Source organism: Siminovitchia thermophila (assembly GCF_016909185.1).
GTDB lineage: Bacteria > Bacillota > Bacilli > Bacillales > Bacillaceae_C > Siminovitchia > Siminovitchia thermophila.
The window spans coordinates 13,730-38,765 of sequence record NZ_JAFBFH010000034.1 but is presented as its reverse complement, the minus strand read 5'-3'; the positions used below and the strand labels follow the sequence as shown (position 1 = coordinate 38,765).

20 protein-coding genes are annotated in these 25,036 nt (G+C 42.7%); 2 read left to right on the top strand and 18 right to left on the bottom strand.

The annotated features are described in order from the left end of the window. Positions 1-226: 226 nt before the first annotated feature. Both JOC94_RS18610 and JOC94_RS23415 read right to left on the bottom strand, forming a co-directional pair. Positions 227-1,255: a sensor histidine kinase gene (locus tag JOC94_RS18610; protein ID WP_077113458.1), complete on the bottom strand. Its 1,029-nt coding sequence runs from the start codon at positions 1,253-1,255 to the stop codon at positions 227-229. Beyond that, entirely contained in the window at positions 1,252-1,953 is a 702-nt protein-coding gene (locus JOC94_RS23415) for a response regulator transcription factor (RefSeq protein ID WP_077113459.1), read from the bottom strand. Before JOC94_RS23415 ends, JOC94_RS18610 begins: the two co-directional genes overlap by 4 nt. Positions 1,954-2,125: 172 nt before the next feature. Here JOC94_RS23415 and JOC94_RS18600 point away from each other — a divergent pair, with 172 nt between their 5' ends. Next, a complete protein-coding gene (locus JOC94_RS18600) occupies positions 2,126-2,359 on the top strand; it encodes a hypothetical protein (RefSeq protein WP_077113460.1) in 234 nt (77 codons plus the stop codon). Positions 2,360-2,680: 321 nt separating this feature from the next. Beyond that, positions 2,681-3,814, top strand: a complete 1,134-nt coding sequence (locus JOC94_RS18595; protein WP_077113461.1) for a CAP domain-containing protein — start codon at positions 2,681-2,683, stop codon at positions 3,812-3,814. Positions 3,815-4,198: 384 nt separating this feature from the next. Here JOC94_RS18595 and JOC94_RS18590 read toward each other — a convergent pair whose 3' ends face one another. The 16 genes from JOC94_RS18590 to JOC94_RS18515 all read right to left on the bottom strand — a co-directional run bounded on the left by JOC94_RS18590 (position 4,199) and on the right by JOC94_RS18515 (position 24,861). Next, positions 4,199-4,693 carry an endolytic transglycosylase MltG gene (locus JOC94_RS18590; RefSeq protein ID WP_077113462.1) on the bottom strand — a complete coding sequence of 165 codons (495 nt, stop codon included), beginning with the start codon at positions 4,691-4,693 and terminating at the stop codon, positions 4,199-4,201. Beyond that, on the bottom strand, positions 4,683-5,063 hold the full coding sequence (locus JOC94_RS18585; RefSeq protein ID WP_077113463.1) for a hypothetical protein: 381 nt from the start codon (positions 5,061-5,063) through the stop codon (positions 4,683-4,685). The genes JOC94_RS18590 and JOC94_RS18585 overlap by 11 nt, the downstream gene beginning before the upstream one ends. Positions 5,064-5,490: 427 nt before the next feature. After that, entirely contained in the window at positions 5,491-5,658 is a 168-nt protein-coding gene (locus JOC94_RS18580) for a hypothetical protein (protein ID WP_171974005.1), read from the bottom strand. Next, on the bottom strand, positions 5,648-6,805 hold the full coding sequence (locus JOC94_RS18575) for a DUF4062 domain-containing protein (protein ID WP_077113464.1): 1,158 nt from the start codon (positions 6,803-6,805) through the stop codon (positions 5,648-5,650). The genes JOC94_RS18580 and JOC94_RS18575 overlap by 11 nt, the downstream gene beginning before the upstream one ends. Positions 6,806-7,271: 466 nt before the next feature. Then, positions 7,272-8,234 (bottom strand): threonine ammonia-lyase, encoded by a 963-nt coding sequence (locus JOC94_RS18570; RefSeq protein ID WP_077113465.1) that lies wholly within the window; start codon positions 8,232-8,234, stop codon positions 7,272-7,274. A gap of 66 nt (positions 8,235-8,300) precedes the next feature. Continuing rightward, positions 8,301-10,268 carry an acetate--CoA ligase gene (acs, locus tag JOC94_RS18565; protein ID WP_077113466.1) on the bottom strand — a complete coding sequence of 656 codons (1,968 nt, stop codon included), beginning with the start codon at positions 10,266-10,268 and terminating at the stop codon, positions 8,301-8,303. Positions 10,269-10,726: 458 nt separating this feature from the next. Beyond that, positions 10,727-12,214, bottom strand: a complete 1,488-nt coding sequence (locus JOC94_RS18560; protein WP_083717680.1) for an amino acid permease — start codon at positions 12,212-12,214, stop codon at positions 10,727-10,729. Between the two features lie 85 nt (positions 12,215-12,299). After that, a complete protein-coding gene (locus JOC94_RS18555; protein WP_077113467.1) occupies positions 12,300-13,799 on the bottom strand; it encodes an aminotransferase class I/II-fold pyridoxal phosphate-dependent enzyme in 1,500 nt (499 codons plus the stop codon). 213 nt (positions 13,800-14,012) lie between these two features. Then, a complete protein-coding gene (locus JOC94_RS18550; RefSeq protein ID WP_077113468.1) occupies positions 14,013-15,416 on the bottom strand; it encodes a sigma-54 interaction domain-containing protein in 1,404 nt (467 codons plus the stop codon). 121 nt (positions 15,417-15,537) lie between these two features. Next, positions 15,538-17,097, bottom strand: coding sequence for a bifunctional ADP-dependent NAD(P)H-hydrate dehydratase/NAD(P)H-hydrate epimerase (locus JOC94_RS18545; protein ID WP_077113469.1), 1,560 nt, complete (start codon positions 17,095-17,097; stop codon positions 15,538-15,540). 107 nt (positions 17,098-17,204) lie between these two features. Further along, complete coding sequence (rlmN, locus tag JOC94_RS18540; RefSeq protein WP_171974006.1) at positions 17,205-18,272, bottom strand: 23S rRNA (adenine(2503)-C(2))-methyltransferase RlmN; 1,068 nt, start codon at positions 18,270-18,272, stop codon at positions 17,205-17,207. Positions 18,273-18,404: 132 nt separating this feature from the next. After that, a complete protein-coding gene (locus JOC94_RS18535) occupies positions 18,405-19,613 on the bottom strand; it encodes a YbfB/YjiJ family MFS transporter (RefSeq protein WP_077113471.1) in 1,209 nt (402 codons plus the stop codon). A 904-nt stretch (positions 19,614-20,517) separates the two neighbouring features. Beyond that, complete coding sequence (locus JOC94_RS18530; protein WP_077113472.1) at positions 20,518-21,768, bottom strand: MFS transporter; 1,251 nt, start codon at positions 21,766-21,768, stop codon at positions 20,518-20,520. Positions 21,769-21,803: 35 nt separating this feature from the next. Continuing rightward, the gene (locus JOC94_RS18525) at positions 21,804-23,312 is read right to left on the bottom strand and encodes a sodium:solute symporter family protein (protein WP_077113473.1); all 1,509 of its coding nucleotides are present in this window, start codon (positions 23,310-23,312) and stop codon (positions 21,804-21,806) included. Beyond that, entirely contained in the window at positions 23,309-23,563 is a 255-nt protein-coding gene (locus JOC94_RS18520) for a hypothetical protein (protein ID WP_077113474.1), read from the bottom strand. Before JOC94_RS18520 ends, JOC94_RS18525 begins: the two co-directional genes overlap by 4 nt. Positions 23,564-23,655: 92 nt before the next feature. Then, on the bottom strand, positions 23,656-24,861 hold the full coding sequence (locus JOC94_RS18515) for a CaiB/BaiF CoA transferase family protein (protein ID WP_077113475.1): 1,206 nt from the start codon (positions 24,859-24,861) through the stop codon (positions 23,656-23,658). Positions 24,862-25,036 lie beyond the last annotated feature (175 nt).

Genomic DNA, 25,036 nt, shown 5'->3' with positions numbered 1-25,036 from the left:
GAAAATCAATTTTCACTGATTTTGTGGACGCGCCTGATCGATTCCATTTTCTTTTATATTATCTCTACGGATTTAACATACTAAACTGATTCACATAAGAGTGTGAAACGGACTCTTCATCGGTCCCAGGGGGTATTCAACCTTTCTTCACTTCTACTATAAAAAAATAGTAGCACAAATCCTGGCCTTGGTGGGTACTACTAATGTTAGTATGTTTTATTCCTGGTTATTGGTCAGGTTTTTTTCCGGATACGTAACGGATCGTGACCGTTGTACCTTCGGCAACTTTGGAGTGTATCATGATCGTATGGCCAAGTCTGTCCGCGATTTTCTTGCAGAGATAAAGCCCGATCCCTGTTGAATTTGGAAATTGCCGGCCATTTTCGCCCGTAAAAAATGGCTGAAACACCCTTTCCAGATCATAAGATGGGATGCCCACTCCTTCATCCGTTATGGATAATGTTGTAACCTCTTCTATTTCTTCAATGTGAAAAATAAGTTTTTTACTTCCGTTTTTTGCGCTTGAGTATTTGATTGCGTTAGAGATGATTTGGTCCAATAACAATTCGTTCCATTTCAAGTCGCTAACAATGTAAGCGGCCGTGCCAGCGAATTCAATGGAAGGAAATATGGATTGATAAATACATTCCCTTTTTCGGCCGTTGATTAATTTTCTCAAGGAAGCGAGTAAATCAATGGATTTTAATTCCAGGTCATTTTCAAAACTCTCCATTTTGATCATTGTCAAGCCTTGTTCGATCGATGTATGCAGCCGTTTATTTTCTTGCCGAATTTTTTCCAGCGCCTGAGCGGTTCCCGTTGCTTCTCCTTCCTTATGAATGATCAGTTCTATCACGGAAACAGGCGTTTTTAAATAATGCATCCAATGGGATAAAAAATACAACCTTTCCTTATTCTGTTCCTGCATTTCATGGAATGTGCCCCTATGTTCATGAATGGTTTTATGCAACAATTGCTGAAAGGCTTTTTGTTCTTCGGTATGCGGCTTTAACTCTACAAATTGATCCCTTAACATAAGCGCAATAGCACGGTTCGTTTGATAATAGCGGAGCCAGTCGATGATGAGATAGACCAATAATAAAAACACTGCAATGGATAGTGGATACAAAAATTCCGTGTTTGCTCCTTCGTTCAAATGAAAAAAAACAATCATGCATACCGTGTTCACCATATAAAAAACGATAAGAAGCGCTCTGTCTTTGAGGAATTTCAATAATATTTCTTTCAGCATCATAGTCCCTCATATACATCCGGATCCTGCAACATATAGCCCGCCCCTCTTCTGCTTTTGATCGTTTGACCTACTCCCAATTCAGAGAGTTTCTGCTTTATTCTGGCGATATTGACGGTGAGTGTATTATCATCGACAAAAGTAACCGAATCCCACACCTCTTCGATCAGCTCTTCCCTCGAGACAAACGCGCCGTGATGAGCCATCAACTTTTTTAGCAGTTTATATTCATTTTTGCTAAGCTCGACTTTTTTCCCGCGGCATGTCAAAGTCAGGTCTTTTGCATGAATACAAAGCGGGCCGGCACAAGTAGTTGAATCATCGTTTGTTGCATATTCCCCGTACACTCTCCGGATGGTTGCTTTGATTTTGGAGAGCAGTATGTCAAACGTAAACGGCTTCGTCATATAATCGTCAGCCCCAAGCTCAATCGCCATAATCTGGTCCAGTTCTTGACTCCGGGCAGAGAGGACCAAAATCGGAACTTTGGATTGCTGCCGAAAACTTCTGCACAAATAATAGCCATCATAATAAGGCAAGTTAATATCCAGCAAAACAAGATCAGGTCGGACTTCCGCAAACTCCTCTACTATATTCATAAAACTCTTTGGCTGATACACGACATATCCGTAGCGTTCCAAATGATTATGGATCAGTTCACCCAGCTGGACATCGTCTTCGATTAGAAATATTCTGTACACCGGTAATTCTCCTTTTTTTCAAAACCCGATATATAATAGTATCCCATATTAGATAATAGAATCACACAAACTCTATTATAATAGAAAAAAAGAAAACGACTCTGTTTTATGCGGAAATTTCCAAAGGACTAACATCTAGAAAGTACAGTAGATAGTCTGAAAGGAATTCGCGGTGCATTCTGAAATGGTTGATAAGGGACGCAAGGGTTCGGGGAAAACAATCGAAAATATTAAATATAATAAATCCAAAACCTCATTATCCGATCAAGAGTTTCATAAGGGAGCATTTGCCGTTGAATACTTTGTAAATTTACAGTTGCACTGTCCGTTTTGCTTACACTTAACATTACATGAAGAATATGAAAAACAGGTTTTTCAGGAAGAAGGCAAGGGTATAATGATATGATAAAACAAGTCATGTCCTATCTGTTTTTTAAATAAAAATGTAAGTTAAAACAGTAAGGAGAAGTCATAAAGCCACTGCTAAGTATGAAGTTTGTATGAAGGCGAAGGCTAACACTGAAGAGGTTTCCCAGCCTTTTCAATAGTATGACTTAATTTTTTAGGATCGTTTGCGAAAGTGGCCTTTTGACATGAATTTGGATACCTCATGTCAAATTGAATATAGTTCAATACTTAATTTACCAATCTCGAGTTATTTCCATTTGCTTTTTAAACATTATAAAATAAAACCAAATAACTCCGAAAATCGAAAGAGGTAATCCATTTGAAGTTTTTTAGAGCCCTTCTCATATGCTTGTTCATTGCAGGATGCTTTTTATATTTCCAAAATAAAGATCAAGCGGCAGCAGATGGCCCATCTATATTTAATGACATTTACTCTTACGTTGAAACGTTTAAAAACAAGCCGGAAATTGCCCAGCTTCTCGGTGAACTCGAAGATGGATTTCAGGCGCTTACTCAAAAGCTGAAAGAACTGGATTCAAATACGAATGAAAAGCCGGAACAGGAAGATGTGAATAATCCGGATCTCGAAACACCAGCCGAACAAACATTTTCCATTCATAATGTTGAAATTGGCGATACAAAAGAAGAAGTTGAAAAGCAGGTTGGAGCAGCCAAGCGCGCTTCTTCTAACGAATATGGCGTACAATGGCATGCTTATCATGAAAACTATCAGAACTTTTTTATGGCGGCATACGATGATCAAGGAAAAGTGGCCGGATTATATACGAATCAGGATTTGATTTCATCCAAACTGGGCATTAAAAGCAATGACACCAGACAATCCATTATTGAAAAACTTGGTGAACCGATCAAAGGGATTCAAAAAGGACTCGTCATGTATCAAGTTCAAAACAATGGCGAGTACAACATTTATGAGCTGGACAATAGCTATATTACCGTATTTTTCGACAAGCATGAAAACGATACGGTTACCGCTTTGCAAATCATCAGCAAGGATCTTGAACAGCAAAAACAAGATTTTTTTGCCGACGGTAATCAGGCGTTACAGGAAGGATTTGAGTATCAGCTCTTTGATCTTACAAATGCCGCAAGAGTTCAAAATGGCCTCTCGCCTCTTTCATGGGATGACCATGTCAAAATAACCGCACGCGATCACAGCGCGGATATGGCCAAAAACCGCTATTTTAGCCATGATAACTTGGATGGCCTTTCCCCATTTGATCGTTTAAAACAAGATCGCATCACTTATCAAGCGGCGGGAGAAAATATTGCTTCCGGGCAGGCCAGCAGTATTTTTGCCCATGAAGGATTAATGAACTCACTGGGCCATAGGGAAAATATATTAAGCACGAATTTTAACACTTTAGGAGTCGGGGTAGCCTTTGATTCCGATTCAAGGCCCTATTATACGGAAAATTTCTTAGGGAAATAATATGTCTATATAAAGTAAAATATGATCCAACCCAAAAATGCACATTTATAGTAAAATGCCAGCTCCTTATGCACCGACATATCTTAGTAATCTTTCCTTGTTCAAAACAGCATTCATGCTGATTGGTTTAGGATGTTTTATCGTTTCCCAATCAAATGGGCCGGTCATCTGTCCGACCATGACACTGCCCCCATCTTGATCCGCCACGTCCCATGAGTGTTTTGATTGGCTTAAACGATATAACCGTAAAAAATTTGAGAAAAATGCCCTATCGCTTTTGGACTCAAACAAAATAACATGTTGTTCGTCAAGCTCTAGAACTCATGAAATGGAAAAACCGATTTTCCCTACAAATAGGAAAATCGGTTTTTTACAAAGGGCAAGTCACTCTTTAAAAATGGTGGAAATCACCTGATCAGGCGTCATTTCACTCGTAATCTTATATGTGCCGGGACGCAAGCGATTTTCCACTCCTTTTTTCTCAACCTCTTTCGTGAATTGAAAGGCGTTCTCAACAATTTTTGCCTGTTCCAGCATTCTGCCGACATCGATGCTTGTCATGCCATCGGTTACGTTGATAATCACTTCATTAACGACTTCTTTTTGCGGTTCATTGGATGCTATTTCCTCTTGCGCTGCTTTTTTCGCTTTTTGCAAACTTTTATTATATTCTTCGGTCGTTTGTACCACATAGCCTGAAGATTCAAGTTCAGCCTTCATTTTTTCATCAGAAGGCTTGCTGGCGGAATCCGATTTGTCTTCCTTTGTTTGAGCTGGAGCTTTTGATGCCTCCGTTCCAATAGTGAAGTAGGCAGCACTGGAAATGGCGGTAGCCAGAAAAATGCCGGCTGCAAAGCTGCTCAGTCGGTTAAGTTTCATTTGCAACCTTTCTCCTTTCACTATTAGCTGTTATGTAGGGAGCAAGTATCTGCTTAATCTCGTTTTCCGTCATACGTGTTTTTTGAGCTATGCTTTCAATCGAATATTTGCGTTTATACAAATTGAGTACTGTACGCAAAGTTTCCCTTTCTTCTGAAGAAAGCTGTATTCCTGCTTTGTTGATCACAATCTCAATGTCATGCTCGATGTTTTGAATCATGTCCCGCAATTCATTTATTTCGTTCATGTTCGTTATGTGAAGCATATCAATTTCTTCTTGCCGGGCTTGTGACGCTTTGCGAGAAGAAGAAAAAGATATGATAAGCAACAACGCAGATACAGCAAACAAACCAGCCAACGTCCACTCCATCAGATAAAGTCATCCTCCTTTTGGGAATTTATGCTTGCTACAAATAATAATTATACATCTATCACGCCAATTTTTCGACTTGAATATTGTAAAAATGACAAAAAACACATGCGTTGGCAAAATCAACCTTATGAGAAAGAGCCTATCAATGGAAAACGGATCTGTTTTTTATAATGAGATTAATCTGTTACCGATCATCCAAGTCGGCTATAACCCCCTTGACGACAAGTTGTTCTTGATATTGTCATAGGCATTTTCTTTTTTTTCGATTTTGACTTTTCCGTTCAACTGTCATGTCAAAAACGGATTTTTTTAAAAACATCCAAATTAGCCATCAATGCTCTTAACCACAGTTGCCGCGGGCACGTCCGCCAGTAAGCAATCACCCTGCTGCAGATTCCCCCTATTAAAAGTGTTCTATGGACAGTCATACATCCTTTGACTGAACATTACGCGAAAATGCCTTAATAGTAGATAATTTCTTTTTTAAGTTGGCCCGATCCTGTTTCATTTTGTTCAACCGATTTGTTACCACTTTTTTTCCATATTCTTTGGGTGCGGAGGCGATTAAAATGACGTCTTCTTTATCCTTCAATGGCCAAACCCCCCAATAGTTTTTTTACAAAATAGCAATAAGCATATCCTTTCGCTTCCAGTATAGCATTGAGGATGTCATCTTGATAAGTTTGGAGTTTGTATTGATCCCATCCGCCCAATAATGGCAGATGAAAGCAAAAAATATAAGACCCCGCTTTAAATAGAAAATAACATGTCTTTTCCTCCACTGAATAGTAGAGTTTTTCATTATTCAGTTTATCATGGTACGTTTGTACAACATAGGAGGAACAATCATCCAAAGAAAAGCTTTCAGGAGTAGCTATTCCATCATATTCTATGCAGATCATGTCGTTATTCGTTTTTTCATATACTGTTACAGCATTTGAATCCATAATGGCACCTATGGATTCTTGATGATATTTCGTTTTTCTCGTAAATAGCTCAAACCCCGTCATCTGAGAGCGCAAGATAGTCAGAAAGCGCCTCCAATCCGTGATTCGCCCATTATCCAGTAAACTGATGAGTTCCAGGGAATTTTCATAGTAATCACCATACACTTGGACGTATTCAATACTTTGTTCAATTTCTGGACGAATATTTAACAATTGGATGCTTTCTTTAAATAAAGAAGAAAAATAGGCTTTCATATTAGAAACCATTTCAGTACCAATGGCACATCTTTCAAAATACACCCCTTTTTGTTCAGCATCGTATAAAAAATACCAAACATAAGCCTCAACATTGAAAGATTGAACATCCAAATACTGTTCTATTACACGTAACACGGAATCAGGTGCTTGATGATGTTCTTGTACATAGCGTTCAAGAGCTTTCAATATTTGAGGACGAATTTGTTGAAAATATGTGGTTAACACTTCATCAAATACATAAACAATTAAACGCTTCTTTTCGTGATATGCCCGCAAAAACTCAAGATGTGTGATTGTTTTTTCTTCATCCTCTAACATAGTGCCGGCTTTATCCGCGATAAAAAGAAGAAATATGTCACTTTTAGAAACATACTCTAAACAAGTCTGAACAGAATCTTCATGTATATATCTCATAGAATCCTCAAATCGTATAGGCTCATGCCCCATATGGCGGATTTCTTCAAATACAGAATTTCTTATGGGAGTCAGTGAATCTTGGGCAACAGAACTAATAAAAATAGCCGTCCGGTCCATGAATACTTCTCCTTCTTTTCCCTTTTAGGAATCTATTTACCATACAGACAAGAGATACCCGAGCTTCCATGCTTTGTTTATGAGCGGCAGCCAATAGGAAGAGTTCCATTTCCTCTTCATCCACTACCTGTAATTGATTTTTTGGACATGCCCGTTGGCTTTTTCCGGATATAAACAAAAGTTGATAGAGTACTGGATTGAATAAGGTATAAAAATGGCTACACCGTCACGCTTATATGAGTACGCAAGTTGAAACATACATCCCGAGCAGTAACCGGTCATGCTTTTTGCCGCATTCATCAGCTCAACTTCGTTCTTTTCTCAAATTCTTCCATCAGTTTGGGGTTTATTCCAACATGTCGTATGGTGAAGCAGTCAGTGTCAGGAGTCAATAACTTATGAGGAATTTCATTCCCGCTCTTTTTTGTCAGACACCTTTACCTTCAACTGAACATTCAATCAACATTTATCCTCTGCTTAGCAAACAATCAGTAAATAGCGATGGAACGACCGTGGTGTCCACATTCCCTCCCGACACAAGAGCAACAACTCTTTTCCCCTCCGCCTTTCTTTTCAATACCCCTGCAATTGACACTGCGCCTGATGGTTCAATGACCTGTTTCATGAGCGTAAAAACACTCGTAAATGCTTCTTTGATCTCGTTTTCTTCAACCAATACAATGTCATCGACATAGCGCTGCACAATTGGGAAAGTTAACTCTCCCGGAATGGAAGCGCGTAATCCGTCTGCGATTGTCGTGGTGGAACCAATGTTTATTCTTTTTCCTTCTTGAAAGGATTGATAGGTATCATCTGCGAGCGCCGGCTCTACACCTATAACACGGATTCTTGGATTTGATTCCTTCAAGGCCGTTGCGACACCGGAAATGAGACCGCCTCCACCAATCGGGACATATACTTCATCAATGTTGTCAAGCTGATCCAAGATTTCCAATCCGGCTGTTCCCTGACCTGCCATGATGTACGGGTGGTCATAAGGAGGGATGAAAGTTGCTCCGCTTTCTTTACATATGGATTGGGCACGGTCAATTCTTTCTCCTGATGTAGTACCGCAATGGTCAATTATTCCATTGTACGCCTCAATAGCTGCTTCCTTGCAACGGGCAATATCTTTGGGAACAACGATTGTTGAGCGAATTCCCAACACATTGGCAATATAAGCAACCGCCTGTCCGTGATTGCCAGAAGAAGCAGCCAATACATGTTTTACATGATGTTCGGATTCTTTGATCACTAGATTGGAAGCGCCCCGAATTTTAAACGAACCGGTTTTTTGCAAATGCTCACATTTTAAAAACAAGTCATTCCCGATTTTTTTCGATAATGTATTGGAATTCAGGACGGGGGTCCGCTTGACGACATGCGCAATTCTTTCTCTTGCTTCTTCAATATCTTTCAATGCAATCATTACTTCTCCTCCTTGGTGAAAAAATAGAAAACCCGGCGGCCACAGCCGAGTCTTCTTGTGAACGTTTTATTTCATGACTTGATCTTCCGACATGATCGTTTTAATATGTGCAACTGTATCCGGATCTTCAAGCCCGGTGATGTCTCCGGCGACGTCACCTTTTAATACAATCTCTTTTAATAAGCGACGCATGATTTTGCCGCTGACCGTTTTCGGCAATGACTCCGTAATAATCACTTGTTTTGGCTGGGCGATTTTCCCGATATTTTCAATAATAGCATCCGAAATTTTCTTTTTGATTTTCTCCTCATCGTCTGCTTGTTCCGACACCCTTACAAATATGAAAGGAACTTCTCCTTTTATAGGGTCCGGAACACCGATGACAGCGGCCTCCGCTACTCCAGGCGTTTCCAAGACAGCGCTCTCCATCTCCATGGTGCTGAGGCGGTGACCCGCAACATTAAAGGCATCATCAGAACGCCCCACGACCCAGAAATGCCCATCTTTATCTTTTAAAGCAATATCGCTGGCAAAATAAGCCCCTTCCACTTGACTGTAGTAGGTACGGTAATATCTTTCCGGTTCTTTCCAAAGGGTACGGCAAAGCATTGGGAATGGCGTCCGGATAACAAGATTTCCAAGGGTCATCGGAGGTACCGGTTTGCCTTCATGATCAACGACATCCATATGGATTCCAAGAAATTCCACCCCCGCTGAACCCGGTTTCATTGGAGTTAACCATGCGGCGCCGGCCAAAGGGGTTCCCGCCGTTTCCGTTTGGCCCCACGTATTATTGACATATACTTTCTTTTTCCCCAGCACTTCATATGTCCAATTCCATGTTTCGGGATCAAACGGTTCTCCCACCAGAGAAATGACATCCAGACAATCAAGATGATGCGGCTCGATCGCTTTTTCTCCCAAACTTTTCAACATGCGAAGAGCAGTTGGAGCTGTAAATAACTTCGTTACCCGGTATTTGTCAATTATTTGGTAAATGCGGTCTTTTTCAGGATAGTCCGGTGCGCCCTCATAAATGACAGTCGTCACCCCATTCGCAAGCGCTCCCGCAATGCCCCAAATATGCATCGTCAGCCAGCCGATATCTGCCGAACACCAGAATACGTCATCCCGTTGGAAGTCCATATGGTATTTCGCATAAATATAGTTTTGGACGACAAATGCGATCCCCGAGTGAACGACCCCTTTCGGTTTTCCTGTTGTTCCGCTCGTGTAAAAAACAATTCCTGGTTCATTTGCTTCCACACGTTCGGGTTCACATTCAATACTAACGGTTTTACGAATATCATGCCACCAGACATCGCGTTCTTCTTTCATATTTGGATTTGTATTCAACCGATTTACAACAAGCACATTCGTTACTGAAGGAATGGAATCGATCACACGATCTACTTTTTCTTTCAACGGAATGATTCTTCCGCGGCGATAGCTCGCATCGGCCGTTACCACTATTTTCGGCTCATAGTTGATTAACCGGTCTTTTAACGCTCTTTCAGAAAAACCTGAGAAAATAGAGTTGTATACAGCCCCGAGCCTGAAGCAAGCCAATACCGCAATGAATGCTTCAGCCAGATTAGGGAGATAAATGGCTACAGCATCCCCCTTTCGTACACCAAACGATTTGAGAGCGTTTGCAAATCGGTTTACTTCGGCAAGGAGCATATTGTACGTATAAAATTGTGAATCTCCATTTTCACCTTCCCAAATAATGGCTGTTTTATTTCCTGATCCATTGTCTATATGACGGTCCAACAAATTCACGCTGGCGTTGCTGATCCCGCCTTTAAAAAAAGAAAAGTCAGGAAGATCCCCGGATATCGTTTCTTCCCATCGTTGATACCAGAATAATTGTTCAGCAACTTCTTCCCAAAACTTTTCTGGATCTTTTTTGGACTTTTCCAAGATCATACCAAACGTTTCTTGGCTTCCATCTGCTGTTCGACGGATTTTTTCTTCCCGTGGCTGAATAAGTAAACTGTTTTCAACGACATTTTGAATACCGGCCGTGTCCATCACGTTTCCTCCTCATTTTGTTTTGTGCCTATCTTTTTTATTAATTCGAGTTTATTTTCTTTTTTCCTACTGAAGATTGTAAATTTTAAAAAATGATAACGTTTGCTTGTACGAATCATCGCGGTTTGTCTAAAATCATTCCTAAAAGAAAGTCAAAAACATGATTTCAAAAGCAAGTAAAGTCCCCATAGTGGAATGATTATGCTGTGTTAGCTTGCCTGATGATAAAATCTGGACGAAGGATGGGAGATAAAAGGGAAAAATCAAAAAACAGGCATCCATCGCGGGTGATAAATACGAAAGATGCCCGTGAAAAAGGTGATCAAACGGGGGATTGTGTTCACACAATGGGATAGCTCAAAATCAAAACAGATTGATACTTCGATGGACAGAGGGTCAATTAGTCGATCTTTCGAGCTTTTGTCACCTCTTTTCTATATTAAAAAGCACATACTCGCTTATTTTTTTTCAGTACTGAAATCACATTGTTTAAGAGGAACTACTTGTGTTTTCTTGACAAACTTGTACCCGAGCCATACAGCAATAAACAAAGGCAGGCCGATATAGGAAATAATGGCGCCATTCCAATCAATCTGACCTTGTGTGAAAGCGCTATAATTTTGTCCCAAAATGACAATGATGCACAAAACGAATGCAAAAATGGGGCCGAACGGGAACCATTTCGCGCGGTATGGCAGCTCCGCCAAATTGCGGCCTTGCGCTATAAAGGCTTTGCGAAAGCGGTAATGGCTAATGGCGATGCCGACCCAGGCGATGAATCCGGACATGCCCGAGGCATTTAAAAGCCAAATGTACACAGCTCCGTCACCGAAGAAAGAAGCGAGGAATGCCAGCGTCCCGACGAGGGATGTGGCGATCAATGCCCGGACCGGAACCCCGCGATGGTCCAGTTTTCCCAAAAATTTAGGTGCTTTCCCTTCTTTGGCCAAATCCCATAACATTCTTGTCGATGCATATAAGCCGGAACTTCCCGCCGACATGACGGCAGTCAAAATAATCGCATTCATCACAGAAGCGGCAAAAGCGACACCCGCCTGGTCGAATACAAGTGTAAAGGGACTCACGGTGACATCCTCGCTCGCAAGGCTTTCTGTCGTGTAAGGAATCAGAAGGCTGATAACAAGAATGGCAAATATATAGAAAAGCAGAATTCTCCAAAACACGGATCTAACCGCTTTCGGAATGGATTTGCCGGGATCTTTTGTTTCACCGGCAGCGACCCCAAAAAGCTCGGTTCCCTGAAAAGAGTAACCTGCGGCCATAAAGATGCCGAGTATTGTCATAAAGCCGCCATTAAACGGCCCTTCACCCACTGAAAAGTTTTTAAATCCGACGTACTCTCCTCCAATAATTCCAAAAATCATCAGTACGCCAATGACTAAAAATACGATGACCGTGACCACTTTGATCATCGAAAACCAATATTCCGACTCTCCAAACCCTTTTACAGACAAATAATTCAATAGAAAGATGATCCCCAGAAAAAGCGCGCTCCAAACAATGGAAGGGCTTTCAGGAAACCAGAACTTCATGATTAAGGTGACGGCTGCAAGCTCCGAGGCAATTGTAATTGCCCAGTTATACCAATAATTCCATCCAAGGGCAAAACCGAGCGCAGGATCAACAAATCGTGTCGCATATGTACTAAAAGAACCGGCAACAGGCAAGTATGCTGACATTTCAGCGAGACTTACCATTACAAAATAGACCATTAATCCGATGGCGGCGTATGCGGTGAGGGCTCCTGCTGGGCCGGCTGTATGGATGGCGGTTCCGCTGGCAAGAAAAAGGCCTGTTCCGATTGTGCCTCCAAGAGCGATCATCGTCAAGTGTCTCGACTTTAAATCACGCTTTAATTCCTGTGGCGCTTGTTGAACATTCTCCTCAGCTGTGATGACGATGGTTGATTTGGCGGTACTTGGCATGTGCTATATTTCCTCCTTTTATGGCTGAATCTGGATGAACTTTTCATGGCCACAACCATATTAAAAGTTATGGCCATATCGTTTTTTATTTGATGACATATAAAGTTTGCATTGTATCATCAGACGGGCTTTGGAAATAAGCGCCCATTTCATGCAACTGCCGTATAGTAGCCACATGGCTCTTTGTAATTTCTTCCCCGGGTGTCAGCAAGGGAATTCCTGGCGGATACGGCAACACCGTCTCCCCGCAAAGCGAACCGACTGCCTTTTCCAGACTCACTTTATGCCGCGGCTTATGGAAAGCATCCTGCAGTGAAACGTGGGGCTTGTATACTGACCCCTCTTCCGCAAACATGACTATGTCTTTTTGTTCCTGCTTTTGGCCGGGAGTTTCTTTCAGCTTGGCATCTATTGATTGGACGGCTTTGACAACCCTGTCAATATCCTCTTCTTTTTCATTGATCGAAAACAAAAAGACTATATTGCGGGGATCGCTGATTTCAGCCGTTGCCCCTTCCTCATAAAACATATCAAGTAACTGATAGCCGGTGACGGTTTCATTTTTGCAGGAGATAATCCATTTTAAAGGATCCCTATATTGAACTTCCTGGCTTCCTTCCCATATATTCAAAGATTGAAGCTCGGTTGCCAGACGGATACGTCTTTTTTCCAATCGTGCCACCGTCTCTGTTAATTGCTTCCTTCCTTTTTCCACCAAGTATCTTCGAGCTAGATCCAAAGAAGCAAGCAACGGATAAGAAGGACTTGTTGATTGGATCATGCCCAACACTTGGGCCAACCTTTCCCGCGATACCCGGTTGCCTCGCACATGCAGCATCGAAGCCATTGTCATCGCAGTCAGCATTTTGTGGGTCGATTGGACGACAACATCGGCGCCTTGCGCCAGTGCTGAGGGCGGTACTTCATCAGCGTGTCCGAAGTGAGCGCCATGTGCTTCATCCACAATGAGCGGAACACCTGCTTTATGACATGTCTCCGCTAATCCTGAAATGTTTTGGCTCATACCGTAGTAGTTTGGATTTGTTACCCAAACTGCTTTGACATGGGGATTTTTCTTTAATGCCTCTTCTATATAATACACATCCGACACCATGGCTGCCTTGGTGGTCGGCTCAATGGCCGGTGCTATATAAATGGGACGCGCTCCTGCTAATAACAGACCGTGAAAAACAGACTTGTGCATATTGCGCTGTACGAGTATTTGATCTCCCGGACTGCATAAAGTGAGTGCTGTCCCGATATTGCCAATCGTGCTCCCGCCGACAAGGAAAAATGTATGATCCGCTCCGAAAGCATTTGCGGCCAAAGCTTGTGCATCAGCAATGAAATCTGTCGGATGATGCAAATCATCTATGCCGACTGACTCTGTTGCATCAATTTTTAATATGTTTGAAAAATGGCCATAGCCTCCCTCATCAAAGACGCGCCCGTCCTTATGGCCCGGAACGTGCATAGATGTTCGCTTGCTTTCTTCATATTGACAGAGCGCTTCGTAAAGTGGCGCTTTTGAATGCTGCAATTCTTTTTCAACTGTGTTTTCTAATATTTCCAATGGTTGGCTCATGCGGAATTCTCCTTCCAAACGATGATTTATGTAAATAGAGGTTTGTTGAAACAGTGCTTCTTTTCCTCACATATCACGTGCAATTTACATGCCAATATCGGAAAGGAGTGCTAACATGTTGCCGTACCGGGACGTTCAGCCAAACAACAAGAAATTTCATTTCCGCAAACAAGTGAAAAATAAAAGAAACCGCCGGAAAATGGGCGGTTTCTTTTATTGGTTCAGTTTAGTCAGCTTATACTGCAATGTTTGACGGGGAATGCGAAGCAATCTGGCCGCCTGTTGGATATTTCCTCCCGTTTCCTTCATCGCTTCGTTGATCAAGCGAGTCTCTGTTTCCAGCAGCGCATCCCGGAGTGGCTCGATATGAGCAGGTGTTTCCGTCATAGCGCTATTGTCTCCGATATGATGTGGTATATGCTCCAACGTAATGATATCACCATCCATCATATTCATGGATGATTCAATCGCATGTTGCATTTCACGCACATTTCCCGGCCAGGAATATGTTGAAAATAAGCTTAATACCTCATCGGATAATCCTGTTACAAGTTTTCCAAACAGAAAATTGTACTTTTCGATAAAATGGTTGACCAATAATGGTATATCTTCTTTTCTTTCTCTGAGGGGCGGGATTTGCAAATGTATCACGTTTAAACGGTAATATAAATCTGCCCTCAGCGTTTTCTCCTCTATACATTTCTCTGCCGGCTCATTCATCGCGGCGATAATCCGGACATTGACACCCTGCTCTTTCATCCCGCCAACCCGGCGTATAAGGCCATTTTCCAGAACACGCAACAACTTTGCTTGAATATCCAGCGGCATTGAATTGATTTCATCCAGAAACAACGTTCCGCCATCTGCTATTTCAAACAAACCCGGACGATCAACGGCCCCTGTATAACTGCCTTTTACCGTTCCAAACAAAATACTTTCCAGCAGCGAAGACGGAATCGCTGCACAATTTTGCGCAATAAATGGAGCCGATTTTCTCGGGGATGCATTATGAATCGCCTGAACGAGCAATTCTTTTCCTGTCCCGGTTTCCCCGTAGATTAAGATAGGAGAGGATGTTGCCGCTGCTTTAAGCGCTTTCTCTTTTATCAATTTGAAACGGCCATTTTTCGTAATGATATCGGTCATTCGGTATTTGGCGCCTGTTTCATGTTGTTTGGCTTTTTTCTGACCATTTCCCGATTCGACTTTTGCCTGTAAATCGATCAGTTTTTCAGATAGCCGCTTTACTTTTGTCATATCTTTTGCAATTTCCACCGCGCCAAAAATGTCTCCATTTACCTTGATCGGCAGCGTGGTATTCACTGTATCGATTAGGACACCCCGCATATTGTAATAAGATTGATGTTGATTATAGATGGGCTGTCCGGTCTTAATCACTTTTAACAAAGTACTCGTTTCCACTGTCAAAGACGGAAATACATCCAGCAAGTGCTTGCCGAGTATATCTTCCCCTTCCAATCCGTCCAATTTGGCTGCCACATGATTATAGAAAATCGATACACCGTTTGCGTCTACTGCATGAATACCTTCGTCTATTGTGCTTAAAATAGCCTGGAGAATCTCTTTGTCTTTTGTTTCTGTCAAGTTGAGCAACATATTCGATTCCCCTTTTCTCGAAAATAAAAATGTGCCGAATTATTGTCAATGGTATGCCGGATTTTCGGCACACCCTTCATATTGATCAAATTGATTAGTAAAAAGATTCTATCATTCCGTTTTATCGCAACTTTACCATGTCATTCAGCAATTCTTTTATGCCAGCAATCAAATCCAGCGGGGTGACTCCGTAATGGGACAATGTATCCCCTTTTGTCTCTGCTGTCCTGGCGTGAAGAAAGCTTGCCGAAATCAATGCCTCGAGCGGTGGAGCCCCCTGTGCCAAGAAAGAAGCAATCAGACCGGTCAAAACGTCTCCACTGCCTCCCTTACCAAGGGCGTCATGTCCGTAAGGATTAATGTAAAGATCGCCGGCTGGTGTCGCAATGATGGAACGATGGCCTTTTAACAGCAAATACAGACGATGTTCTTGAGCAAAAGATTTAGCCACTTCCAAACGGTTTGTTTCCACCTCTTTTATGGATGTATGTAATAAACGGGCCATTTCCCCGGGGTGGGGTGTAAAAATTACTTGTCCCGGATAAGATGTCATCAAATGTAAATGGTCTCGCAGCAATGTCAGTGCGTCTGCATCAATGATGATAGGCTGTTCTCTGAACTTGTCCATGAGCGCTGCCAACCATTGTTCACCGTCTTGAAATCTGCCCATTCCCGGGCCGATGGCTGCTACATCATATTCGTCCAGTTTTAATGCAAGCTCTTCAATCGCTTTGGCGGAAAAATGCCCATTCTCACTGGCAAGCGGATAAAATAAAGCTTCTGGCAGTTGAGCCGCTGTTAATGGGTAAACACTTTCGGGAACAGCTGCCGTCACCAACCCTGCACCACTGTGAAGTGCCGCTTTCGCCGTAAAAATCGGCGCCCCTATATAGGAATGTGATCCCCCTATCACAACGACATGGCCAAATGTGCCTTTATGACCAGTTTGCGGCCTGGCGGGTAATGAAAGTGCTGCCAGGGAACGGGTGATTACTTTGGGCATCTCCAATTTCAATGTTTCGGCAATCAATGGAGGTATGGATATATCGACAGCCTTCCACTCCCCCACATATGCCGGACCTTCCCTAAGAAAAAATCCTTTCTTGGGACAAACAAATGTAATCGTCTTCGTCGCCTTGACGGCGATTCCTTCCACCCGTCCATTATCACTATTGACCCCTGAAGGAATATCAATTGATAAAATCCATTTTTCACTAGCTTGTTCATTTATGAGAGAAATCACTTGATCAAAAGGCTCCCTTACAGCCCCCTTCGCTCCAGTGCCGAGAATGGCATCGACAATGACATCTGCCTGTTTGATCATGTTTCGCAGTTCAGCAATGGAATGTTTCTCCAAATAGAAGATTGGCAGCCCTCTATTGACAAACACATCATAATGTATCCCAGCGTCCCCTTTGATACGGGACGGATCAACAAGCACCCATAAACAAGGGGCATAGCCCATGTCGAAAAGCCTGCGGGCAACGACAAATCCATCCCCGCCATTATTTCCGGCTCCGGCCAAAATAATCACTTTGGTTTTCTTGTCCGAAAAGTGACTGCTCACCTCTTCGGCAACCTTCGCTCCTGCGTTTTCCATCAATACCGCCCCAGGAAGACCAAGATTTTCTATCGCATATTGATCGATCAATTGCATTTCTCTTCGACCAGCAACAAACATGTCCCATCCCTCCTCATCCCCATTATAAACAACACAGTAACGGGTTTACGAGACATAAACACCAAAAAAAAGAACGAAGCATCGTAATCTGCTTCCGTCCTCAACGATTAAATGGCATTTTTTCTCTTTTTTAATTGCTTGCTGCGAAGTTGTCCACATGCGGCATCAATGTCCGTACCCTGTTCCATGCGAACACCGCAGTGGATGCCCCGCTTTTTCAAAGTATCGAAAAAAGTGCGAATGGCTTCAGGCTCACTTCTTTGATACTGGCCATGTTCATCAACCGGGTTGTAAGGGATCAAGTTTACATATGTGAGCTGCCGCCTTTTTGCGAGAAGATCAGCCAGCTCGCGCGCTTCTTTTTCAGTGTCATTGACATCCTTTAATAAGATATATTCGATCGTTACCCTTCGGTTCGTCTTTTCCAAAAAATAATCGAGTGCTTGCATTAACTTGTTAATTGGAAAAGCCCTGTTAATTTTCATGATTTGTGACCTTAATGCATCGTTTGGCGCATGCAGAGAAAGCGCCAGATTTACTTGCAAATTCTCGTCCGCAAAATCAACTATTTTGTGAGCAAGACCGCTAGTTGAGACGGTGATATGCCTGGCGCCGATAGCCAGCCCTTTCGGATTATTGACAACGCGCAAAAATTTCATCAAATTACTGTAATTGTCAAATGGTTCGCCAATTCCCATGACGACGATGTGGCTGACTCTCTCCTCTTTCCCTCTATCATCAAGAAATTCCTGTACTTTCATGATTTGCCCAACAATTTCGCCGCTCGTTAAATCCCGGCTTTTTTTCAGCAAGCCACTTGCACAAAAGCTGCAGCCAATATTACAGCCGACTTGAGTCGTAACACAAACAGAAAGACCGTAATGAAAACTCATCAGCACTGTTTCAATCAAATTGCCATCTTCAAGCTCAAACAAAAATTTGATCGTGCCGTCCTGGGATTCTTGCTTTAGTGCGAGCTTCAGCGGCTGAATGGTGAAGTGCTCTTCGAGTAATTGGATACAATCTTTATTCACGTTTTTCATATGAGAAAAGCTTTTGACGCGTTTTCGGTACAACCAGTCCCAGACTTGCTGCGCCCGAAACTTTTTTTGACCGTGATCCGCCAGCCAAGTCTCCAGCTGTTCGAACGTCATTCCATATATGGATGCCTTCATGATAAAAACCTCTTTTCAAAAAATCCAATGCTGTTATTATAATACTTTCATGAAGAAAAGAAAACCATCATTTGGCTTGATAACGCCGATTGCAATGTCCATCATGATGTAAATTGGTTTGTACGCAGTGATTTATGATGAATGCTCTTTCACATTTTGCCATTCGCGAATTTCGGCTTTTGCCAATCTCGTCCCCAACAAAAAAGCTGCCGCGATTAATCCAAAACATAGCCAAAGCGCTGCGGGAATGCTCCCAAAGCGATCTATAATGATTCCGCCCAGTCCCGGGCCAAGAATCTGGCCGACACCGAAAAATATCGTTACATATCCTAGCGCGATCGGTGCATAGAATTCATCTATTTGCTCCGTTGAAAGAGCTTGGGAAAGGGACAGCATGCCGATAAATGTGAGTCCCCAAAGAAACTGGCTTATGAAAAAACAACTTAAAACAGGTAAAAAGATCGGTATTAAAATGGAAATGCCGGCAATAAAAAGGTTGATAAGAAGTGCTCTTTTCCGTCCGATTTTATCCGAAATGGCTCCCCATAACGGACCGCTGACAATACTCATCAATCCGCCCAATGCCATAATTTGTCCAGCCGAATGACGATTCATCCCCGACTCCATTATATAACTGAATAAAAAACTTTGCGGGATAAGGTAGGCAAATCCTAAAAGTCCATACATGAAGCCGACCAATAGCACTCCTTTATGGAAATAAACGTCCTGGACAATAGAAACACCCCCTGTATCCCGCTGGTTTTCCGAATTCGGCGCATCCTCTAATGTTTTTGCGCCGATAATCCCCATGGCGATGGACAATATGCCAAATAATAACCAAAGATAGCGCCAGCCATCATCCGCAAACCAAGAAGTAAAATGCGGTACGAGCATACTGGAAATAAGCGTACCCAGCCCCATCCCGCTGATGGCGAACCCGATCATCACACCCCTGTTTTGTGGAAACCAGCCAACAAGAAGATTTATCATCGGCGTATATACAAAAGCCGTGCCAACGCCCAAAACAACCATCCCGATTAAAGACGTGAGGAAATCATTGACTACATATAAATACATAAGACCGGCAGCGACAAAAAACGTACCGATAATAATGAGGCGTTTAGATCCCCATTTTGAAGTCATGATTCCAACGAAAAGCACCATGCCCAAATACCCCAGTGCCGTGGAGGTCCCCAACATACCTGCCTGTTTATACGTCAATGACAAGCTGTCTTTCATAAATGGCATCAAGATGCCATATGACATTCGCGCAAAACCGGATGTACAGATTGTAATAAACATACTGACGAGCCCAAACAATAACATCCTGCTCTTCAGCATCCCCACCGCCTTATTTTGAAAAAATAAATTTTAACGATATTTCTAAATAGATTTACAATTATGCTTCATTATACCATGGTTAAAATCAAATAAGTGAATGGATTTTTTTTGGATGAGAAGGCAATTGACCGTCATTTTTTAGTTTACATAAAATAATTATGGTAACCTGGTGATCTTTGAGTTGGCTTTTGTTGACACATTGGTTGTGCACAAGCTACGATGGGGCTGTCTAAAAAGACCAATTTAGATTAGAGCAAATGCATTAAAATGTAAAACCCAAGAATGTTGATTTTACGGGAATCTTGGGTTTGTTTTTTTTAGTTTTCAAGCTGCAATGTTACTTTTTGGACGGCCCCCATCGTGTTGATCTATAGCCCTGTTCCGTTCACCTAAAAGACCACTGGCACTTGTTCCAAGCGATGATGGGGAGTCTTTCTTACTTTCCGCCAAAACTCCTTTTGGGCAAAATCTCTCCATTAAAAAAGCGCTTCTTGATGAAGCGGCTTTTCCCCAACTTTCCGGTCATGTCATTCACATCTGTGTCTTCCTTGTCATTTTACATCATGAAGCAAGATTCTCTAAAGCGACTCAAATATACGGACTGCTATGCTTGCAAAGGAAAATGGCAACCGCTATCAATCTATTAAGCTCGTGTAAAAGGCAGCTGTTCTGACAACGGCAGTTAAATTCTTGCTTTCTGCCATTTTCCTAGCAGGGATCCATCCGCATGGAGCATTCCAACATCTGATGGCGCTACATTATCCCTGGCTTGCCGCAGATGGCTTGTCAATGCTTTTCGAATATAGTTCCCATCGCATTGGGGAGCCGATATGACGCAGATACTGGAAGACGCTCTGTGCACGTTGCTTTCATTATTCGTCGTCGTTAAAATCTATGTTCAGGACTATTGTCTACTAATCCCGTGTTTTTTTACTAGCATGTTAGCAGAGAGCAGGGTGAAAAACACAAACACCATGATGGAGGAAAGGAAGATCCATCCTGCCGAAAACGTTCCAGATTGATCAACGATAAAACCAAAAAGCGGCGGCCCTATGACCGTTCCCCATGAACCAATCATAATGCTGAAGCCACTGGCTGCACCTGCTTGCTCCCTCGGTACAAGCTCAGTTGCGGCATTCATCCAAATTCCGTTAAAGCCTGATGTACAGAAGCCAAACATTATCGTAACGGGAACCATTACCCAAAAAGGAGTGTCAGCGGGAAGGAAAGCCACAAGCAGAGAAACGCAACCTGTTAACAAGGCAATGATCATCAAAATAATAATTCTTCTCCCATAAAATAATCGGTCGCTAATGATCCCCCACCCAATTCTCCCGAATGAACCACTCACATCTGAAATGACAAGCAGAAGTCCGGAAAGAAACAGGCTGATACCAAGCTTTTGATAGGCGAACAGGACGATGTATGTATTTAACATGAGTTGGCTTCCATTCAAGCCAGTAGCCCCCAGGCTGACAAGCAATAGCGGTTTATGTTTAAACATGTTTAAAAGGGAGGATAAAAAATGGCCGCGGTTCATCGAACCGTTTCTTTCCGCAACGCTCGGCGGTTCATGATAAAAACGAAACGACAATACGCCAACGAAGATTAATAAAACCGCTGCGCCAATGATGGCAGTCCGCCAGCCCCACGTGCCCGCAATGGGCAAAAGAACGAGTGCCGCCAGCGCAGAGCCGGCCGTTACCCCCATTTGCTTAATGCCCATTGCCGTGCCGCGTTTTTTGGAATCAAACCAATAAATAATTCCCTTATTTGACGTGGGATGGATTGTGCCGTATCCCACGCCTCCCAAAGCAATTAATAGAAGGATCAAAACAAAAGAAGACGTAAAGGTTGTAAGCAAAAATCCGCATCCCAGACAAAGACTCAACATTAACAGCAGTTTGCGGGAATCAATGCGATCCGCCACAATTCCGGCCGGTATAGCGGCGGCCATTTGTCCGAAAAAAAGAGCAGCGGGCAACATCCCGATTTGCGCTTTCGTAAGTGATAAATCTTCGCCGATCAACACACCCAGCGGTGATACACTTCTTCCAACGAAAGCAACGAGTACCTGTGCAGCAAAAAGCCAGCCGAGCATCCGCCAAGGTTCCAATGTGTAATTTGACTGTTGTGAAAAACTCGAAATGTTCATTATTAGGTTTCATCTCTTTTACTTATAAGTTATGATCATGAAGATTTCACGTGAAGTGATGTCATATTTTCCACCTTCTTTTGCTTTGCAGCCGTTGGCGGAACGATATACGAGCCAATCACCGCAATGAAAAAGTTAATAGCCAGACCAATCACACCGCCATGAACGCCCATAAACGTTTTGTGTCCTGTAAATGTCATCAAGCCCGCAACGAGGGCACCGATCAGCATCCCCCAAAAAACTGGCATGGCCGACATTCGTTTCCAATAAATGCCAAGGATAAACGCCGGAGCAACTTGAACTAATAATTCAAATTTTAACACAAAAATCTCATACAGTGTAGCTGGCGGATACCATGCAATCCAAAGCAAGACCACAATTACAATAATTCCAACAATTTTTCCGACCAGTACTTTTTTCCGTTCAGATGCCTGGTTGTTAATGAGTTTTCCATATATGTCATTTGAAATAAGCGAAGAAAAGCTTAATAATACCGAGTCTGCGGTTGAAACAATCGCAGCAACAATCCCGCCAAAAAAGAGAACCATCAACCAATAATATAACCCATTTATGGCGGCAACTTCATTGGCTATCATCCCGATTAACTGCTCGGATCCATCTCTGTCAAGCCCTGGAAAGAGGGCAATTCCTATAATTCCAACAATAAAGACCAAGCCGGTCGTAATCGGAGGCATCCAAGCCATTCGCGCAAAAGAACGCTTTAAAGTGCGTTCACTTTCCGCGGAATAAATTCGCTGAACCGCATGGGGATAAATCGCCGCTCCAAATCCAATCAACAGAAACATACTAAACCAATTTATCAATGTCATCATGTCGGGAACACCAACTTTGGCCGGTTCCGTTTCTGCGATCATTTTAGTCGTGCTGACAAAATCACCGCCGACTAAATACAGTGACCCTGCAAGTAAAGTGATAATACCTGCCATTAAGACGATACCTTGCATCACATCCGTGAACGCGACCGCTTTCATTCCTCCTAGCCACTCGTAAGTTAACATGACGAAAACGAAAGCAACGACGGCAATTTGATACGGTATGGTTCCCCCTGTCAGCCCCGACACCGCTTGTCCAATGGCCACCAGTTGCTCAAGCAAATAATTTCCCAGTCCCCAAAGCATGAGAAAAATGCTTAACAATGTAACCGCTTTCGATCGAAAGCGATAATCGATCCAATCCGTAGGAGTAACAAAGTTCTCTCTTTTTGAAATCACATACAGCCTTGGTGCGAAAAGCAAGTACACCCCGATAATAATCGTCATGAACGGCACCGATTGTAGCCATGAAAACCCTGTCCGGTACGCAGTTGGGGCATAACCAACCACCGTATTCCCACTGTATTGTGTGGCATAAAGGGTGAAGAAAAGGGCTATAATCCCAAGATTTTTTCCAGCCAAATAGTAACCGCTTAAACTATTATGTAAATCCTTTTCTCCACGTCCTGACCAATATCCGATCAGCAACATAATAAGTGCGTAAACAACAAGAATAATAATGCCATCCGTACCGGAAAACGTAAGACTCATTCCTTCAACTCCTTTTCCTTTTCTTCGATGTCTTCGACAATATGCCATTCATTCAAACATAGCCAGCTTAAATAAAAAGATAGAATGATCGCAAAGACTGCGGAAATAAATGCCCAAAAAGGAAAACCAAGAATAAACGGTTCAATGGAGCCAGTCGGCAAATACCACGGCACACCCCCAAGCAAGATCAGCACCAGCACAATCCAAATCCACTTTTTTTTGATGGGTTCTTTGATTTGGACTTTTCTCATATCTATCCCCTTTCTTTTCTATTACAACCCTATATGACAGACTTAAAAATTAAAGCGATTTTCCCCCTCCCTCCTTAGCCAATGACAGACCATTATATAATTGTTTTTTTCATTAATTCGTGAAGTTTTTCCTCACTATAATCAAGTAAACCCTTGTATATTTCTTGATTATGCTTGCCCCTCACTTCAGAGCCGGGATGTTTCACCTTCCCCGGAGTTCTTCCAAGCTTTGGGACGATCCCCGGCATAGGAAACTTTCCCAGCACCGGGTGGTCCACATCAATGATCATTTCTCTCGCCTTATATTGCGGATCTTGCACTATGTCTTTTGCCGAATAAATCAATCCGGAAGGCACACCCTTTTCAGCCAATATTTCAAGAGCTTCACTTGCCGACATTGTTTTTGTCCACTGTTCAATCCTAAAATCGAGTTCTTTCATATTTTGTCCGCGCGCAGCATGTGTCGCAAATTTTGAGTCCGCGGCCAGTTCCGGAGTTCCCATTGCTTCGGCAAGCCTGCGAAATACCCCATCCGCATTCGCGCCCATGACAATATACGTTCCGTCTTTCGTCGCATAAATATTGGAGGGCGCAATGCCGGGTAAAATATTTCCCGTGCGTTCACGAACATGGCCAGCCAGCAAATAGTCCGGAATTACACTTTCCATTACAGAAAAAACAGCTTCATACAAAGCCGTGTCCACAACTTGTCCTTTCCCGGAACGCTGTCGTTCTTGCAGGGCGATCAGACTTCCGATTGTGGCATATAATGCCGCCAGTGTGTCACCTATAGAAATCCCCACTCTTGTAGGCGGCCGATCAGGAAAGCCTGTTACATAGCGAAGCCCGCCCATCGCCTCACCCACGCTTCCAAACCCCGCCCGACCCTTATAAGGACCCGTTTGTCCGAATCCGGATGTGCGAGCCATAATAATTCCTGGATTGATTTCGGATAAAACCTCATATGATAAATTCCATCTTTCCATCGTTCCAGGCCGAAAATTTTCAATGATAATATCCGACTTTTCCACTAGTTCTTTAAAGATTTCTTGTCCCTCTTCAACCCTTAAATTGAGTGTAATTGATTTTTTATTTCGTGATTGAATCGGCCACCATAATCCGTGTCCATCTTTTTGTTTTCCCCATATTCTCATCGGATCTTCTTTGTCTGGAGCTTCGATTTTGACTACTTCTGCACCAAAATCTCCGAGTAACCGGCCTGTAAACGGACCGGCAAGCAGTGTCCCCAATTCTAGTACCCGTATCCCTTCCAAAGGCAACCTATCTTCACTCTTCATTTCATAAACCTCCATTTTTATCATGTTTGATGCTCGTTAAACACAGCGGTATCGACACATTTCTGCTTGTCATGAACATCCGGGGTCTTTCGGGGCGTAACAGGATTGCTGCACTACTTATTCTCTATTTCACTTATCATAGCAGTTTGTATACAAACCAGCAATGCTATTTTTT

Bases quoted from the DNA above. Each gene is read 5' to 3' on its own strand.
- JOC94_RS18610 (WP_077113458.1), bottom strand. From the start codon at position 1,255: ATGATGCTGAAAGAAATATTATTGAAATTCCTCAAAGACAGAGCGCTT.
- JOC94_RS18590 (WP_077113462.1), bottom strand. From the start codon at position 4,693: ATGAAACTTAACCGACTGAGCAGCTTTGCAGCCGGCATTTTTCTGGCT.
- JOC94_RS18585 (WP_077113463.1), bottom strand. From the start codon at position 5,063: ATGGAGTGGACGTTGGCTGGTTTGTTTGCTGTATCTGCGTTGTTGCTT.
- JOC94_RS18575 (WP_077113464.1), bottom strand. From the start codon at position 6,805: ATGGACCGGACGGCTATTTTTATTAGTTCTGTTGCCCAAGATTCACTG.
- JOC94_RS18570 (WP_077113465.1), bottom strand. From the start codon at position 8,234: ATGATTGCATTGAAAGATATTGAAGAAGCAAGAGAAAGAATTGCGCAT.
- acs (WP_077113466.1), bottom strand. From the start codon at position 10,268: ATGGACACGGCCGGTATTCAAAATGTCGTTGAAAACAGTTTACTTATT.
- JOC94_RS18560 (WP_083717680.1), bottom strand. From the start codon at position 12,214: ATGCCAAGTACCGCCAAATCAACCATCGTCATCACAGCTGAGGAGAAT.
- JOC94_RS18555 (WP_077113467.1), bottom strand. From the start codon at position 13,799: ATGAGCCAACCATTGGAAATATTAGAAAACACAGTTGAAAAAGAATTG.
- JOC94_RS18550 (WP_077113468.1), bottom strand. From the start codon at position 15,416: ATGTTGCTCAACTTGACAGAAACAAAAGACAAAGAGATTCTCCAGGCT.
- JOC94_RS18545 (WP_077113469.1), bottom strand. From the start codon at position 17,097: ATGTTTGTTGCTGGTCGAAGAGAAATGCAATTGATCGATCAATATGCG.
- rlmN (WP_171974006.1), bottom strand. From the start codon at position 18,272: ATGAAGGCATCCATATATGGAATGACGTTCGAACAGCTGGAGACTTGG.
- JOC94_RS18535 (WP_077113471.1), bottom strand. From the start codon at position 19,613: ATGCTGAAGAGCAGGATGTTATTGTTTGGGCTCGTCAGTATGTTTATT.
- JOC94_RS18530 (WP_077113472.1), bottom strand. From the start codon at position 21,768: ATGAACATTTCGAGTTTTTCACAACAGTCAAATTACACATTGGAACCT.
- JOC94_RS18525 (WP_077113473.1), bottom strand. From the start codon at position 23,312: ATGAGTCTTACGTTTTCCGGTACGGATGGCATTATTATTCTTGTTGTT.
- JOC94_RS18520 (WP_077113474.1), bottom strand. From the start codon at position 23,563: ATGAGAAAAGTCCAAATCAAAGAACCCATCAAAAAAAAGTGGATTTGG.
- JOC94_RS18515 (WP_077113475.1), bottom strand. From the start codon at position 24,861: ATGAAGAGTGAAGATAGGTTGCCTTTGGAAGGGATACGGGTACTAGAA.